Annotated in this window: 10 protein-coding genes and 4 tRNA genes; 5 read left to right on the top strand and 9 right to left on the bottom strand. The window is 47.2% G+C overall.

The window, feature by feature from the left end:
* The first annotated feature begins 306 nt into the window (after window positions 1–306).
* From tmk to VIM72_RS32330, 3 genes are all read left to right on the top strand, one after another.
* Window positions 307–1,005 (top strand): dTMP kinase, encoded by a 699-nt coding sequence (tmk, locus tag VIM72_RS32340; RefSeq protein ID WP_332006920.1) that lies wholly within the window; start codon window positions 307–309, stop codon window positions 1,003–1,005.
* 403 nt (window positions 1,006–1,408) lie between these two features.
* On the top strand, window positions 1,409–2,590 hold the full coding sequence (locus VIM72_RS32335) for a glycoside hydrolase family 76 protein (protein WP_332006919.1): 1,182 nt from the start codon (window positions 1,409–1,411) through the stop codon (window positions 2,588–2,590).
* A 66-nt stretch (window positions 2,591–2,656) separates the two neighbouring features.
* Window positions 2,657–3,370: a hypothetical protein gene (locus VIM72_RS32330; RefSeq protein ID WP_332006918.1), complete on the top strand. Its 714-nt coding sequence runs from the start codon at window positions 2,657–2,659 to the stop codon at window positions 3,368–3,370.
* 193 nt (window positions 3,371–3,563) lie between these two features.
* Here the strand turns inward: VIM72_RS32330 and recB are convergent, their stop codons facing one another.
* Genes recB through recD form a run of 3 tightly spaced genes read right to left on the bottom strand, consistent with a single transcriptional unit; the run spans window position 3,564 to window position 12,034 of the window.
* Entirely contained in the window at window positions 3,564–6,980 is a 3,417-nt protein-coding gene (recB, locus tag VIM72_RS32325) for an exodeoxyribonuclease V subunit beta (protein WP_332006917.1), read from the bottom strand.
* Window positions 6,977–10,186, bottom strand: a complete 3,210-nt coding sequence (gene recC, locus VIM72_RS32320) for an exodeoxyribonuclease V subunit gamma (RefSeq protein WP_332006916.1) — start codon at window positions 10,184–10,186, stop codon at window positions 6,977–6,979. Before recC ends, recB begins: the two co-directional genes overlap by 4 nt.
* 42 nt (window positions 10,187–10,228) lie before the next feature.
* Window positions 10,229–12,034, bottom strand: a complete 1,806-nt coding sequence (gene recD, locus VIM72_RS32315; RefSeq protein ID WP_332006915.1) for an exodeoxyribonuclease V subunit alpha — start codon at window positions 12,032–12,034, stop codon at window positions 10,229–10,231.
* A gap of 96 nt (window positions 12,035–12,130) precedes the next feature.
* On the opposite strand from recD, the gene VIM72_RS32310 reads away from it, so the two are divergent.
* Complete coding sequence (locus tag VIM72_RS32310) at window positions 12,131–12,688, top strand: hypothetical protein (protein ID WP_332006914.1); 558 nt, start codon at window positions 12,131–12,133, stop codon at window positions 12,686–12,688.
* Between the two features lie 40 nt (window positions 12,689–12,728).
* Window positions 12,729–13,124: an aminoacyl-tRNA hydrolase gene (pth2, locus tag VIM72_RS32305; protein ID WP_332006913.1), complete on the top strand. Its 396-nt coding sequence runs from the start codon at window positions 12,729–12,731 to the stop codon at window positions 13,122–13,124.
* Here pth2 and VIM72_RS32300 read toward each other — a convergent pair.
* The 6 genes from VIM72_RS32300 to VIM72_RS32275 all read right to left on the bottom strand — a co-directional run bounded on the left by VIM72_RS32300 (window position 13,121) and on the right by VIM72_RS32275 (window position 15,450).
* Entirely contained in the window at window positions 13,121–13,330 is a 210-nt protein-coding gene (locus tag VIM72_RS32300) for a YwbE family protein (protein WP_079471660.1), read from the bottom strand. The genes pth2 and VIM72_RS32300 overlap by 4 nt on opposite strands.
* 97 nt (window positions 13,331–13,427) lie before the next feature.
* On the bottom strand, window positions 13,428–14,522 hold the full coding sequence (locus VIM72_RS32295; RefSeq protein WP_332006912.1) for a slipin family protein: 1,095 nt from the start codon (window positions 14,520–14,522) through the stop codon (window positions 13,428–13,430).
* 486 nt (window positions 14,523–15,008) lie between these two features.
* Window positions 15,009–15,083: transfer RNA gene (locus tag VIM72_RS32290), tRNA-Phe, on the bottom strand.
* 8 nt (window positions 15,084–15,091) lie between these two features.
* Window positions 15,092–15,180: transfer RNA gene (locus VIM72_RS32285), tRNA-Tyr, on the bottom strand.
* A 113-nt stretch (window positions 15,181–15,293) separates the two neighbouring features.
* A tRNA-Gln gene (locus VIM72_RS32280) sits at window positions 15,294–15,366 on the bottom strand.
* An 11-nt stretch (window positions 15,367–15,377) separates the two neighbouring features.
* A tRNA-Ile gene (locus VIM72_RS32275) sits at window positions 15,378–15,450 on the bottom strand.
* Window positions 15,451–15,900 lie beyond the last annotated feature (450 nt).

The following is a 15,900-nucleotide window of genomic DNA, read 5'->3' as shown; positions in this document are numbered from 1 at the left end:
ATCTTAAATATATCAGCATCCTCGTAGATGTTCTGATCTTCTTTTTAACGTTCGACTGAATAATGAAAAACACCAACAAATTGATCGTTTGTTGCCCGTGATAGATTTGGAGAGGTTACCTTCAAATGTTATTCAAATGTTAGATAATAATAAGGCTGCTGGATGATGCCCGAATCTATTTTAGAAAAACTTTACTAACTTCGCCACCATAAATGTAAAGAGTCTGCATCATGGCAGACTCTTTACATTTATGGCATAACAACAGGAGATTTTTATTAATTTCCCATATTTAATTCAGACAACATCATGGATAAAACCAGCAAATTTATAGCGGTAGAAGGTTTAGACGGCGCAGGTAAGTCAACGCAAATTGAACTGCTGACACAATACCTGGAGTCGAAAAATGAAAAAACCAGGTTTATACATTTCCCCCGTAGCAACAAGGGAATGTTTGGTGAGCTCATTGCTAAATTCCTGCGTGGTGAATTCGGAGATGTGAAAAATGTGCACCCGCAGCTGGTAGCCCTCTTGTTTGCCGAAGACCGTAAAGAGTTTGCCGCCACTATCAATGAATGGCTGAACGATGGTTATTTTGTATTGGTAGACAGGTACGTACTTTCAAATATTGCTTTCCAGTGCGCCAAGCTCCAGTCGGATGAGGAAAAACAATACCTGCGTAACTGGATCAATGAATTTGAATACAATTATAACAAGATCCCCAAACCTCATTTCTCCATTTACCTGGATGTCCCCTTTTCTTTCACTGAGTCTGCGCTTACCAAAAGACGTGCAAATGAAGACCGGGAATACCTGCAGGGAAAAGACGATATCCACGAAGCGGACTTTTCGTTACAGCTCGCCGTGAAAAAAGAGTATGATGCTTTGTTAACAGCTGATCCTACCATTAACAGGATCACCTGCTATAATGATGCACAGCAAATGCGTCCCATTCCCGAAATCCATGAAGAAATTATTCAGCTGGTCAACAGCCAGTTGAAATTATAACTTCTTATTACCGCCAGCCCCCGGAGGCAGCTATCTGCCTTGCCGGATCAGGTTGAAATTATAACTCCTTATTGTTGCCAGTAATCTTGCATTCACACATTTTTTTGCAAGATATTCCATGAATTCTTCAGCAGTCTGATGCAACAGCCGGGAGAGTATTCCTTTAAAGCTGCCGGCGAGGGCCCGGTGTTCGTACGCCCGTTCCCGTACCTGGAAATATTTTTACCGGTTGTAAGTAATTACCGGTAGTATACCTGTCCTCTGTAAAAGCGCCTGCGCCAAACCCGGTTCCACTGTTATGAGCGCGCAGTTGCCTTCCTGTTGAGTTGATCTGGCTTTATATACGACTGGCTGAGCACACTGTTTTATTCCACAACCCACAAAAATCCACAAACTGGAAAACATGAAAACTCTTTCCTGCGCTAAAGCGCTCCTCCACAACACTTGCACGGCAGTGCTCCTCCTGGCATTAATTGTTACCGGCTGTAAGAAACCGGAAATGATCAAATCTTCCGAAAACAACACCCTTTCCGGTACAACCGGCCTGGTAACCATTAACTCCGTACAACCGGTGAAGTCCGAAGCATTGCTGGCCATGCAATGTTACAACAACGCATTTTATCACCAGTACGGTACCTATGGCCCCTCTTTCAAAGCCTATTACTATTCAGATGTAAACCATACCGGCCGGATGGATTTCTGGCGACAGGCAGAGGCCATCGAAACACTGATTGATGCCTACAACATCAACAACGATGCAGATCTTAAAAACAAAATGGTATATCTGTATAATGGCATGCGGGATGCCTACGGTCTGCTCTGGACTTCCAACATCTACAACGACGACGTGATATGGGGCGCGCTAATGTGCATCCGCGCTTTCCAGATCACTAATGATGGCGGTATGAAAGACATGGCCAAAAACAACTTCGACATGGTATGGAACCGTGCATGGGATACCAACCTGGGCGGCGGCCTTTGGTGGACCACGGCCAACAATACCAAGAACGCCTGCGTGAACGCGCCCGCAGCTATTTGCGCTATGTACCTCTACCAGGCCACCGGCGATGCCACCTATAAAACCAAAGCCAAACAAATCGTGGACTGGATGGTAACTAAATTATATGTGCCCGGTACCGGCGAGGTGAAAGGCGCCATGAACGCAGCCGGCGTTATTACGGAAGGCGCCCGTACCTACACCCAGGGCACTTTTATTGGCGCCTGCAGCCTGCTGCACAACGCCTACCCTTCGGATAATTACAAAGCAATGGGCGCTAAAGCGATGGACTATACGAAAATCAGCATGTGCAACGCACAAGGGCTGCTGCCGGATGAATATGATACCGACGACTGCCAGGGCTTCAAAGCCATCTTTGCCCGCTGGGCCTGCCGCTTTGTGAAAGACCACAGCTACCAAAGCACCTACGCCGCCTGGCTCAACTACAACGCGGCCGAAGCCTGGAACTACCGCAATTCCAACGGGCTTATGTGGGGCCAGTGGTGGCACAGAACCCCCGATAATTATGTGAACTCCTTTGAAACCACCTGTGGTATTGCTATGATGAATGGCGTTTGGCTGTTTTAATGACTCCTTTTGTTTTTGTTCCGGGAGATATTTAATTTGTGTGAAATAAACCTATATCAACCGTTTATGATAAACACAAAAAGAATAGCACTGCTGCTGCTCGTAATATTTTCAGGCATCATTACACAGGCACAGTCCCTGGCAGATATCGTTACTAAAAACGTTGCTGCGCTTGGTGGCCCTGATAAACTGAAAGCACTGAAAAGCCAGTATGCCGAAGGCACCATGGAAATGCAGGGAATGAACTTTCCTTTCAAAAGATGGGTGCTGCAAGACAAAGCCATGCGCCTCGAATTTGAAGCAATGGGCACTACCAACATCCAGGTGCTTACAAATAACGGGGGCTGGGTACAGATGCCTGTGATGGGCAAAACCACCGCAGAAGATATGGATAGCTCCACGATCAAGGCAATGGGCAAACAGCTGGACCTCACCGGTGACTTTTACCACTACAGTGAAAAAGGCAACAAACTGGAGCTGCTGGAACCTGAAACCGTAGATGGTGTAAAGCTGGCGAAGGTGAAGGTAACCTATACTAACGGTAACGTTACTACGTGTTTTGTAGATCCTGCTACGGGAAATGTAGTGAGAATGGCCAACTCACTGGAAATCCAGGGCCAGCATATGGACCTGGTTACCAATGTCAGCAATTTTGCCAAAACTGCAGATGGTTATAATTATGGAGCCAGCATCTCGCAGGAACCGGTAGGAGTGAAAATCAGTATTACCAAGATGGAGAATAATGTGCCGGTAGATGAAGGCATGTTTAAAAAGCCATAGAATAAAGGCTGTATCAGCGTAATTTTATGTAAGGAGATTTCACAGACATATAAATTACTTTGATACAGCCTCCCTTCTGTTTCACGATATTTTCGGAAGATGTAAACATGCCTGGTTGTGGCGTCATCTGGAAATTGTACCAGATCCGTATTGTCTGTAACCTGCCGGTAAAGTGAAAGAAGGAAGGCTTTCTTTATTTTGTGAGCAATGATTCCAGTAACCTGATCTTCTTAATATCCGGCTTTGTAGTAAAGATCCCCTGCCCGCTTGTATTCCTCACCCCGCGCACAAAGCAATAGATAACTCCCCCGAACTGTTTTTCATAATTAAAGCCAGGGATGCGGCTTTCCAGGTACTTTTTTACCGCTACAGTATAAATAAAGTACTGGAGATGGTAATTGTTTTCATTCATGGCTGCCGCCAGGCTGTTCGCATCATAATCGGCTACACTATTGCCCAGGTAATTCGATTTCCAGTCGAGGATATAATACTTCCCCTGGTGCTCAAAGAACAGGTCTACTTTCCCGTTCATAATACCTTCCAGCTCCTGGCTGCTGTATTCAGAAAACCGCTTTACGCTTATACTTACCTGGGCATCAGACAAATTATTAAGCAGGTTCGATTTAAACACCGGTACCGGGAAATCAAACTCAAACTCCGCCAGCCGCTGTTGCCTTCCTATTGATGCCAGCTGGAAGCTAACACCATCAACATGTATAGTGGAATACATCACATGTTGCAGCATTTCGTTTAGCCGTTCGAGGTATACTTCCCGCTGCCCCGGCACAAATTTCCGGATGGCTTCTTCCAGCCAGTGCTCCCACTTGCTGCTATCGGAGAAGTTGATATTTTCAAAGATGAAGTGCAGCAGGTTACCCGTTTTGGCGCCGCGGCGCAGCGTAGTAAAAATAAAATTGTCATAAGGGTCGGCCTGTTGAAAAGAGCGTAGCCGTAGCTGATGCTCTGGTTTAGCTGCCAGCATGGTGTAGCTCATTTTCCGCCAGTTTTGCTCTCGCAAATGGAAAGATACCGGCGCCCTGTTTACGGCCAGCTGGCCTTTGTTAAGCTGTTGCCGGTAGTTTTCAGCAGGAGCTTCCGGCAGGGCGCCCTGTAGCTGTATCAACGAGGCATCCGGTGTTTCAGCGGCCAGCGCCTTCAGGAAAACGGACAGCGATGAATCCTTAAAGGAATGATGACAGTTTTTAAACAGGTAACATTTATATACGGCACGGGTAATGGCTACATAAATCAGGCGACGGTTCTCCTGTTCCTGTTGCTGCTGGTAGGCTTTTAGCTGTTCTTCGGTAAGCAGCGCCTTTTGTGTGCCCAGGTAATCGCCTGTGACAGGATCGCGGAAACTGACAAGATCAATTTTTTGCTTCTCCACGAAATCCAAAAAAGGAGCCATCACTATTTTATATTCCAGCCCTTTACTTTTATGGATGGTGACTATGCTTACGGCGTCTTCATCACTTTCTACGCGCTGGGCATATTCATCACCGTCGGTAGTCATCCCGTCAATGCCCCGTTTGAGCCAGGAGATAAGGTCACGCATGGAAAGGTTCTTACGGCTCTGCACCTGGTGTACCAGTTCAGATAACTGGTACAGGTTGGTGATGATGCGTTCCCCGTTTTCGGTATGGCCATCCAACAGCACCTGGCGTACATTGAAGTCTGCAATAAACTCCATGAGCGCGGTATAGGCGCCGTCGAGCTGCCACAGGTTGCGGTATTTGCCAAACAGCTCCAGCATTATTTCATCGTCCAGCTGAAGGATGGTATGGCTGTTGTAACCGGTGAATGAGCCCAGCAATGCCCGGTTGATAGACGAGCGGTCCGGCGCTTCCATGGCTTCCAGCAGGTGCAGTAGTTGCTGCGCTTCGGCAGACCGGAGCACTTTTGCTTCATCTATAGTAACAGCAGGGATGCCCAGTTTGGCCAGTGCATGCTTGATGTCCCTGCCTTCCTGCCCTGTGCGCACCAGTATGCCAATATCCGAGGGCACAATGGAGCGGGGCCCTTCTTTGTTTTCAATGCGATAATCCTTGTTCAGCAGCAACTGTGCAATTTGTGCGGCCACACTGTTACAGATGGATTCTTTTTTATCACAGGCCATTACTTCAATGGGTACATCAGGCATATTGCCTTTGTAGAGATAGCCTTTCCTGTTATTCTCCGGGCTGTGCACCTGGATGTAATCTATACTGTCGCCCTGACCGGTAAAGTCAAAAGTGGGAAAACCGGGTACAGGCTCAAAGAATACGTTCATGGCACGGATCATATTTTCCGATGAGCGGAAGTTCTGATTCATGTCGTATACATGCTGTACGCTGTTGCGGGCGTTGAAATAGGTGAATATATCTGCTTTGCGCCAGGCGTAAATACTTTGCTTGGGATCGCCGATGTAGAACAGGATGGTGTTCTGGCCAAAGGCCCGGTCAAATATTTCGAACTGTTCTTTATCGGTATCCTGGAACTCATCCACAAATACCGCCTTGTATTTATTTTGTAAAGAAGCAATCAGCTCTTCGTTATTATTTTTCACCAGGGCGGTATGCAGGTTGTTGATAAGATCGTCGTAGCCGAGCATGTTGCTGCGCTCTTTGAATGCGCGCACCTGTTCACTGATTTCTTTGATAGCGGTGTAGTACAGTTGCCGGCGGATGAGCTGCTGATGTGCTTCCAGTTGTTGGGTAAGCGCTTCTATTTTGTCTATTTCTTCCAGTATTTCAGGAAAAACAGCATTAATGAACTTTGCTTTCTCCCGTTTTGCTTTTATTCTTTTAACCAGTTCTTCCGGTTCCGCTACCAGGTCGGGCCATTCGCTTTTGGTGTACCGGTTGGCATTGCAGGCGGCTATCCAATGGGCGCTGTTCGCAGTGATATCAGCGTATAACCTTTCGGTGGCTTCCTGTTCCTTTGCCTTCAGCTGTTGAAGTTCGCTGATCCATTGTTCCTGTAAGGGCTCGCTGATCTCATCCGGTACATCATCTGAATAACCAAAGAATTTCTTTCCGCTGAGATGTTCCTTGATCACATTCAGCAGCTCGGTTTTCATATCCTCGTTCCAGATCTGCTCCAGCAGGCCGGGGTGAAGCGTGGTCACATTCCGGCGCCAGAATTTATTCAGCTCGTTTTCAATCACCGGTGTAAGATCGGGCACCATGGTGGCGCCAAACAGCTGGTTGGTTTCAAAGGCATATTCATTCAGCGTTTGCTGGCAAAAGCCGTGGATGGTGAGCACGGATGTTTCATCCAGCAGCAGGATGGCATCACGCAGCAGTTGTTGTACCGGGCGTGGATCATCAAAGTCGATGACGCTGAACACCAGGTCCATGATCTTTTGATCGCTGATCTCCTGCCCCCGGCTTACCTTATAGGCCTGGCGTATAAACAGCCGGATCCTTTCTTCCAGCTCAGCCACAGCAGCCCGGGTAAAAGTAACCATCAGGATTTCCCTGACGGATAACTTTTGTTCCAGTATCAGCCGTAATACCAGTATAGCAATAGAATACGTTTTACCGGTGCCGGCGCTGGCCTCAATGAGGTTGCTGCCTTCCAGCGGAACGGTACCTGCATCAAACTGTTTATATGTAATGCTATCGATCATTTCTCTTTGTCTGGTGTTTCGAAATAGGCATGCAGCAGAGTAGTTAGCGGTTGTATCAGCAACCCATAAACATCCAGGTAGCTGCCCAGCGCTTCTTCTTTCTCAAAAAATCCCTGTTCATATACCTGCACAAGGTAAGGGTCCGGCGATTCCTGCCGGTCTATCATCCCCGATATCTTATCCCTGAATTTCTTCAGATCCATATTCCCCCAATCTTTTTCTGTGAATTCAAGATCGGGATAAAAGGATATTATTTTGCTGAAACCTGACTTATACACTTTTATAATCTCCGTTAACCGCTTTAATGCTTCGTCCTGGGTTAATGGCGCAGCCTGGAAGGCATCTTCTTTTTTGGCGCCTGAAATAAAACAGAGATCTGTAATCACACCTGCCGCTCTCCCCGCCAGGTAGCGGAGATAGGCTTCTATGAGGTACTTGCTCTCTTTCTTCGACCACGACACCTGCACCAGGGTTTGATCAAATACGCTGAGATTTCCCTTCAACAGGCTATCGTCTGCCATTAACTCAATGGTGATCCGTTTTTCTTCCGCGCCTTTGGTAACGGCTTCATACAGGCTGCGTACCGGTACTACCATTTCCTCCATTTTATGGATGGCGACGGTGGCCATATTACGAAGCGGCAACTTCCCTTTTTTTACCAGGGTAGTTTGCAGCATATTTTTTTTATCGCCTGTTACAGGCAGCAGTTCATTTTTCACCGACCATTGCTGCAGCTTATTCAGGTTAAAAATTTCTGTTTCGCTCAGCAACAGCTGGCTGTCGTTATAGCGTATACCCAATACCTTGTTGTAATAAGCCCGGAAAGGATTTTTAAAGAAGCTGACCAGGTCTTCCAGGGTAATTTCCCCGAAGGTTAAGGAAGTAATAATTTTATTTTCGTTGAGATAAGTTTTAGGGCCGGTTTCCTTATTGCCCAGGTAAGAAAAAAGACGTTGATCTGAACCTGCATATTTCCTGCTGAAGCTTTGCAGCGGCTGCAGGGTGATCAGTTCGCTGCGAACGGCTTCCGGTGTGTCTGTACCGGCTTCAATATAATCCACCAGTTCATCTACCAGTACGGAGGGAGGCAGGTCAGTATTGTCTTTCGCATCTTTCCCGATATAGCTGATATACAGGTATTCCCTTGCGGAGAGCAGGGTTTCGAGGAACAGGTGCTTATCGTTTTCTTTTACATTACGGTCGCCTTTCTGCCGGTCTTTTTCCATGAGGTTGAAGCTCGACTTATTCTCCCGCCGTGGAAATTTATTGTAGTTAAGGCCCATGAGCGCCACAACCCTGAAAGGGATACTGCGCATAGGAATGAGAGAGCAGAAAGTAATGCCGCCGTTTACGAACAATCCTGCGCGGGTGCTGCCGGTAAGCGTATCCAGGAAGCTGTGGCTGAACACTTCGAAGGTTACTTTTTCACTCATGAATTCATTCAGTGCATTGTAAGCGGTGAGTTGCTTCACGAGCGTGTTATAGTCTTCATCAATATCATCTACCGGTTCATATACCATGTTATGCAATACTCTTTCGGTATAGGCTACCCATTCCACAATACTGCGTGGGCGCCGCCTGTCGGTGATAGAAGACATGAGCACTTCCGCAAAATGACAGAAGCGGATCACATCATGTGCGTCGCTGCCTTCGGTAATATCCAGCGGGAAAAAGCTGTCTTCCCCGCTGCCATACTCTTCTTCCCCACTCATACAAATACCAAACATAATGCGTTGGATACCGTATTGCCAGCTCACAAAATGGGTTTCATCCTTTTTATTGCCGCTGATGCCAAAGCGGATATTGGCGGCCTCAATGATGCGGCGGATGAGCACCGGGTCGTTGAGGTTAAAGCGTTTGCGGATATAGGAGAAGTCGAGCAGCTGCATCACCGCTTCCGAGGTGAAATTTTCCTCATTCATGGTGAGGATGGCGTGCAGGGCATTAAAGAGATTATCGTTATCGGTGTAGCTCTCATCGGCAATTGTATACCGGAAAGCATAAGGTGCATTATTGAACACGGCTTTGATATAGGGTGCATAAGCATCTATATCGCTAACCATTACCACGATGTCGCGGGGGGATAAAGCTTCCTTTCTTTGGGCTACCAGGTGCACGAGGTAGTTGTAAAGCACTTCTACTTCACGGGCTATGGTATAGCAGGCGTTGATGGTGATGGAGCCGTCGCGCACATCATGCAGGGTGATTGGTTGCCTGTCGGCAGCGGTAGCTGCGGCGTTGAAAATATCGTATTGTATTTTATGGAGCAGGCTATCCGGTTTAGGTTCTACCGTATCAATTTCTTCGTAGGCATTGATAAATGCATCGTATGCGAAGAAGAGGCCGAAGCTGTCCTGTATCACCCGTCCCCAGCCGGTGAGCAGGGCGTTGCCGGCTTTGGCGTCCTGTATATCTTTTAAGCCTTTCTGCCGCCAGCGGGCTATCTGTTTTTCGTTCCGGTCGTCGAACCAGAATACCACCGGCGATGGATTAATGATATGGAAATATACATCTATAAAAGACGACAGCTCGTGCAGGATTTTCACATGGTAGGCCGTGATAATAGACAGGCCAAACAGATGTACTACCGGCATACGCGCCACCAGTCCTGATTTCTGGCTGTTGCTGTGCAGGGCGTCGAGGATAAAATTTCCTACAATGGTTTTATCCGGCAGGGCGCCGCCGGAGAGTTGTTTTACTTTTACCCAAAGCCAGTGCTGCCACCCCGCGGTGGCCAGTTCCGGGGTATCGGTAAAGGTCCATGCCTGGATCATTTCCGGGCGGTATACCTGGTATTGGTCGAACAGGTCGGCTACTTTTTCTGCCAGGGCCATTCGTTTCAGATCGCTTTCTGTTTCGTCTGCAGTATAGTAAGCCGCAACTTTAGGGTATTTGGCAATGAACTCTTCCTGGCCCAGCAGTTTAAATACCAGCCAGCTGAGGTTTTGGGGCGATAGTACTTCAGAATGCGGCCCGCCAAGGATGACGTACAATTGGTACAGCAGGTCGTTGGGCTTCATAAAGCGGCAATTGGCCGCAATACCCAGATGTTCGGCCAGCTGGAGTTTCAGCCAGTTGTTCATCCCCTCGGTTTGGGTAATGATATAGTGAGGCTGGAACACGCTGTTACCTGCGTCGCGGAGGTTTTGCGCCAGCCCGGACGATAAACTGTTCAGTGAGTTCGAAACTTTTAAAAACAATGCCATTGATAGATCCTTTAGCACTCCGCCATTCCCGAAGCAGGTAATTTAATTTGCCGATGTATCCACTTCCCTGAACCTTGCCGCGATGCCTGAGGCTCTTTCCACGAAACGTTCTGCAGCCATGAGTATTACTTCCGGCGTTCCCTGTACATACACTTTGTTTTTTGCACGGCTTACCGCGGTGTACAGCAGTTCCCTGGTGAGAATGGGTACATCGGTGGTATCCGGCAACAATACCAGTACTTCCCCGAATTCGGAGCCCTGGCTTTTATGAATGGTCATGGCAAAGGCAGTTTCCGCCTGGGTTATATAGCCGGGCAGCACAGTTTTTAATGCGCCGGTGCTGTCTTCGAACCAGGCCATGAGCGCGCCGTTTTCATCTGCACGGATGATGCCGGTATCGCCATTAAACAAACCATGTTCATAATAATTACGGGTAAGGATCACCGGCCGGTTTTCATAGAATTCCGTATTGGCGGTGATCAGTTTTCTATCGGACAAATACTTTTCTATTTTCCTGTTCACGGTATGTAGTCCCTGTGGGCCTTCCCTTACAGCAGTAAGCACGCGTTGCGCATTCAGGAGTTTCAGCGCAGCAGCAATATCTTTTTCTGCAATAAAACCGGCATAGCCGGCAATGAAATCTTCGAATAATTGTTCTGAAGCTTCCGGGTCAATGACCACCTGTTCATCTGCCGAAGGCGGGAAAAAAGAACTGATCACCGGCGCATTATTACTGATAATGGCCCTGCTGAATTTACCGATACCCTTATCGCCGGTGAAACGATGACTATGCCTTAATTCCACGAGGTGCTGGAATAGCGGGTGATGATCGTCGTCTTGTGCGGCGGACGCAGGAATATGACGGTTCTCTTCCGGGATAAAATGATTGATGAGTTGCAGGCGGCTGGTATTAAAACGGTTCAGGTGTTCCTGTGCCTGGCAGAGGTCTCCAAAAAGGCTTCCCGCTTCCACGGAAGCCAGCTGGTCTTTATCACCGAGCAGGATGAGCCGTGTATCCGGGTGTATGGCATCCAGCAGTTTGGCAAACAGGGCCACATCAATCATAGAGCACTCATCTACTATCACTACGTCAAAGTTGAGCGGGTTATCTTTATTATGCCTGAAGTAGGGGCTATTTCCGGCAGGTTTCAGCAAACGGTGAATGGTAGCCGGTTGCAGCGCACGGAACTTTTCAGTGATATGCGCATCTACATCGATGGCCATATTACGCAAACTTTCCGCCATACGGGCGGCTGCCTTACCGGTAGGCGCCGCCAGGGCTACTTTCAGCGCCGGATCGGTGGCAAAGAGGATAGCCAGTATTTTAGCCACGGTGGTGGTTTTACCCGTGCCCGGGCCACCGGTGATGATCGTAAAATTATTCAGCACGCCGGTGATGGCAGCTGCCAGCTGCCAATCGGCCGGATCGTTTTTATTGCCGGCAAACAGTTTACTGATAAGTGGTTGTTGTTGTTGCAGCAGGGCAATTCTTCCAGGTAGCTGTATTTTCTCTTTCAGCAGGAATTGCCTGATGCGCTGGAGGAAATCTGTTTCATACCGGAAGTAACGTTGCAGGTATAACCTGTTCTGGTAAATCACAAAGGGCTGCTTATCGTTGCCATGTGTGCCTACCAGTGGAATATTTTCCAGTACTTGATTACTTGTTTCTATTTTTTGATAAGATTCAGGGAGATTATTTTTTTCTTCTGCTATTTTATCGAGATGAATGCAGATATGTCCTTCACTTCCTTTTTTGGATAACAGGTAAGCATACGGCTTTAGCGCCGGTATATCAAAATACTCGGCGAATTGCTGGTGAACATCATTGAGTGTGGATATGTTTCGCATTCTTACCGTATCACTTGAAAAGATTAAAGTACAACTTTTTCTGCTTCTGCTGAAACGCTATATATTGCGGGCATTCAAAACCTATATTCTGTTTTTATGTTTAAGAAATTGCTAACCCTTTGCACTGTTATTTTAGTTGTTTGTTTACACGTAAGCGCCCAGGAAGAATTCTTGAGAAAGCCCAACCAGTTAAAAGCAAATCTATCCCTGTTGGGGGCGAATGCAAATTACGAAATGCGGTTGTTAAAGTACTCAACGCTTAACCTGGAAGGAGGGGTAGACATGGGCTTTTCCTACTCAGGCAGCAGCTATTATGGAGAGGGATGGGATTTTATAGCGTGTCCTGTTTTTTCTGCGGAGCTCAGGCAGTATTATGGCATTGCCCGCCGTGCAAAAAAGAATAAAAGGATAGATAACAATGCCGGAAATTTTTTTTGTATCAGGGGCGGATACCAGGGCAGGCCGCTTGGCGCCACTAATTATCATTATAGCAATAGCACCGTATTTATTGCTCCAGCCTGGGGAATGCAACGCAGCTGGGGCCGCCATTTCAGTTTTGAGGGCCGCTTTGGTCTTGCTTTTGTACCGGACTATGGTTATGCCAATACGGTGCAGCCGTATGTACGCATCAACTTCGGGTACATCATTTTGTAATGAAGGTGTTTTCGTAAATTAGCTGCTTAAACCGTGAGAGATGTCTTCCAGGATAATTAAGCAGGTAATAGTGATGCGCAAGGATCTGAATATGCGCAAGGGAAAAATGATTGCACAGGGCGCGCATGCTTCTATCGCCTTCCTGACGAGGCATGCCACCATCAGTGGCCATACATTACAAACCAATATCAGGAACCCGGAAGAGGTATCGGAATGGATGACAAAGGGGTTTACGAAGATCTGTTTGTCGGTAGATTCTGAAGAAGACCTGGAGCGGGTATACCAGCAGGCGGTGGAGGACGGCCTGAATGCTACGTTGATCACCGACTCCGGGCTAACGGAATTTGGCGGCGTGCCTACCAAAACCTGTTGCGCTATCGGACCCAATTTAAACGAGGAAATAGACCGGATCACGAAAGACCTGAAGTTGCTTTAGTCCTCGTCGCCCACTACATCGGTTTCCACTACCCTGCCTACCTGCCCGTCTTCCAGCCGTACTTTAATACCGCGGGAATGATAGGCTGCAGAGGTGAGCAGATCCTTTACGATGCCATAGGTCTTTTTACCACTGCGTTGGTCTTTTTTCAGGATGATGGCCACTTCCAGGCCAGGGTAAATATCTTTTCTGTATTGTCCGTCCATAAGTGCAAAGCTACTGTTTTTCCGAAAAATATTTTTTAGGGAAGATGGTTATATCTGCATAAATAAAAAAGGCGGATCAATGTATGATCCACCTTTTTTACCTGGAGATGAAGATCTGGCGCAGCTGATCTATCAGCATACCGTTTCCGCTTAGACTGATGTTGCTGATCTTTTCCGCGATTTTTTCCACGTACTCCATTTCCTTCAGCTTAAACAACATCGGGTTGTCTTCCATGAGCTTTGCGGTGTTCAACAGGCTCCTGGTGCTGGCGGTTTCTTCCCGGCGCATGATGATATTGGCCTGTGCCTTCTTTTCGGCTACCAGTACCTGGTTCATGATGTCTTTTACATCGCCTGGCAGGATGATATCCCGGATACCGAAGCCGGTTACATGAGTACCGAGAGCTTCCGCTTTTGCGGTGACGGCCTTTAAGATGGCAGGCGCCAGGTTATCTTTCTTTTCCAGCAATTCATCGAAGTTCAGGGCAGCGATGTATTCTCTCAAAGCCAGCTGGAACAATACGTACAGCTGCCGTTCATATTCCTTGTTTTGCAATAGGGCTTTGTTGATATCGGTTACACGGTACTGTGCCCATGCGTTTACCCGCAATGCTGCTTTATCTTTGGTCAGGATTTCCTGTCCGTTCACTTCCACCTGCAGCTGGCGGGTATCAACTTTACTAACGGTGATGGTGATATTGTTTTTCCACCAGAAGTAAACGCCTGTGTACAGGGTCATGGCATACTTACCGTCTACCAGCATGATGGCCTGTTCGTAGTTTTCCACGCTGATGGATCTTACGTAAGGCGCTACCAGCCGGTGGCACAGGGTAGACCGGTCTATATTTTCGGTGATCGCTATTTTAGAGATATCTGCACGAACGAATTTGTTGTCGATGATATTTTTCCAGAACGTATAGCGACCTGCGGTTAATACCTGCTTCAGCAACCCGTTTTCATAGTGTAGCACTATTTCGGTTTCTTTTACTTCTACTACCTGCAATGCATTTACCACGTCTGCATCCTGCAGGAGGATGTTCAGTTCTACCGGTGCGATGAATGGCTTATTGATATCGTAGATGGTTACATCTTCGTTGATCAGCCAGTGGCGGCCTACGGGCAGCATTCGCTGGTATACGCCATTTCTGAATACCAAACCTCTTTCGTAGGTGTTGATGGTTACTCTTTTCATTTTCTTTCATTTTGGGGTGTTGATAATAAAGCCAGCGCTGCTGTCCGGATGGTGAACACGGAAACAGGTGCAGCTCAGTGTTTACGCATCAGTTAGGGCGGAAGTGCTAAGTGATGGTAAGGAACCGGTATATTCCCTGTTTGCTGGGTGTTTCCCCTCCTGCCGGTATCATCCTTTTGATGAAGTGGCGGGGCAGTAAGCCCTGGCTTTGTTTGTTGTGTTAAAGGATTTTCAGTCCTTCTGATTTTAATCTCCCTATGAGATTGTCTATTGCTCTACCAGATGAGCTACCGTTTTTCAAGGACGGAAAGGATTCGAACCTTTTACCCACAGACTATGTGTGTGCGGAAACCCTGTTTTTGCAGCAACAGCATACAGTTCGTTATTACGGCTGCACTGCGGAGTAGTATGATACTCCTGCCTGGGTTGCTGTAAACGGCAGTTGTTTCCGTCTTCCTGTTGAGGAAGCTCTTTTGGCAATTTGCCTGGTGGATGAAGCAGGGGTCGAACCTGCACGGGCGGTGCTTCAAACCGCTGCTCTACCATTGGAGCTATTCATCCTGTTTTGTTGGTGTGAGTAGCAGGATTCGAACCTGCTAAGCCTGTTAAGGCGATGGTTTTACAGACCATTGCGACACTCCCGCTTCGCCGTACTCACTTTGGGGTTAAGGTGTTTTTTGGGATTATGATGGGTGCAGGCGGGGTTCGAACCCTGATCTTCCGGTTCACAGCCGGATATTCTGCCATTGAACTACAAGCACCATGTTTTAGTAACCCTGACTGGACTCGAACCAATAACTTTCTGCTCCAAATGCAGATGCGCTAACCATTGCGCCACAGGGCTGTTTTAATAAATAGTCCGGATTGGATTTGAACCAATAGCCGGCTGCGTATAAGGCAGGCGCTCTAACCATTGAGCTACCGGACTATATTACCTGTTACCGTGCAGGCATAAAAAAACCGGGCGTTCAGCACGACCGGTTTCTACGTATATACATAAGCGTTACTTATGTTCGCCGACACCGGTGTCGTTGATGAATAAATTGATAGCCATAGCCATCTGATAGCAATTGTTTGCTATGATGGCTGTTAAATGATATGTAATAAACAGGCATTTGCATGCGTATTTTTTAGTTTTATTTATAATTAAAAAGCCCCGCAATCTCTTGCGGGGCCTGTGTTATATCGAATTCGTTATTTCAACTTATTCTTCAGCATAACATGCCCCGCCACTGGTATAACCTGGTATCAGGCTAAACTGGTGTTTTGTATGTATGTTAAAAATTGAGCGGTACATGTTTGTTGTTTTTTGTTGATGCAAAGGTGGCGATATTTTTTTAATATCTCCAAATATTTTTTAAATTTTTTTTTGGATGGA

It is taken from the genome of Chitinophaga sp., from assembly GCF_036569185.1.
Lineage (GTDB): Bacteria > Bacteroidota > Bacteroidia > Chitinophagales > Chitinophagaceae > Chitinophaga.
Note: the sequence above shows the minus strand (reverse complement) of the source record. Positions and strands in the feature narration are given on the sequence as shown.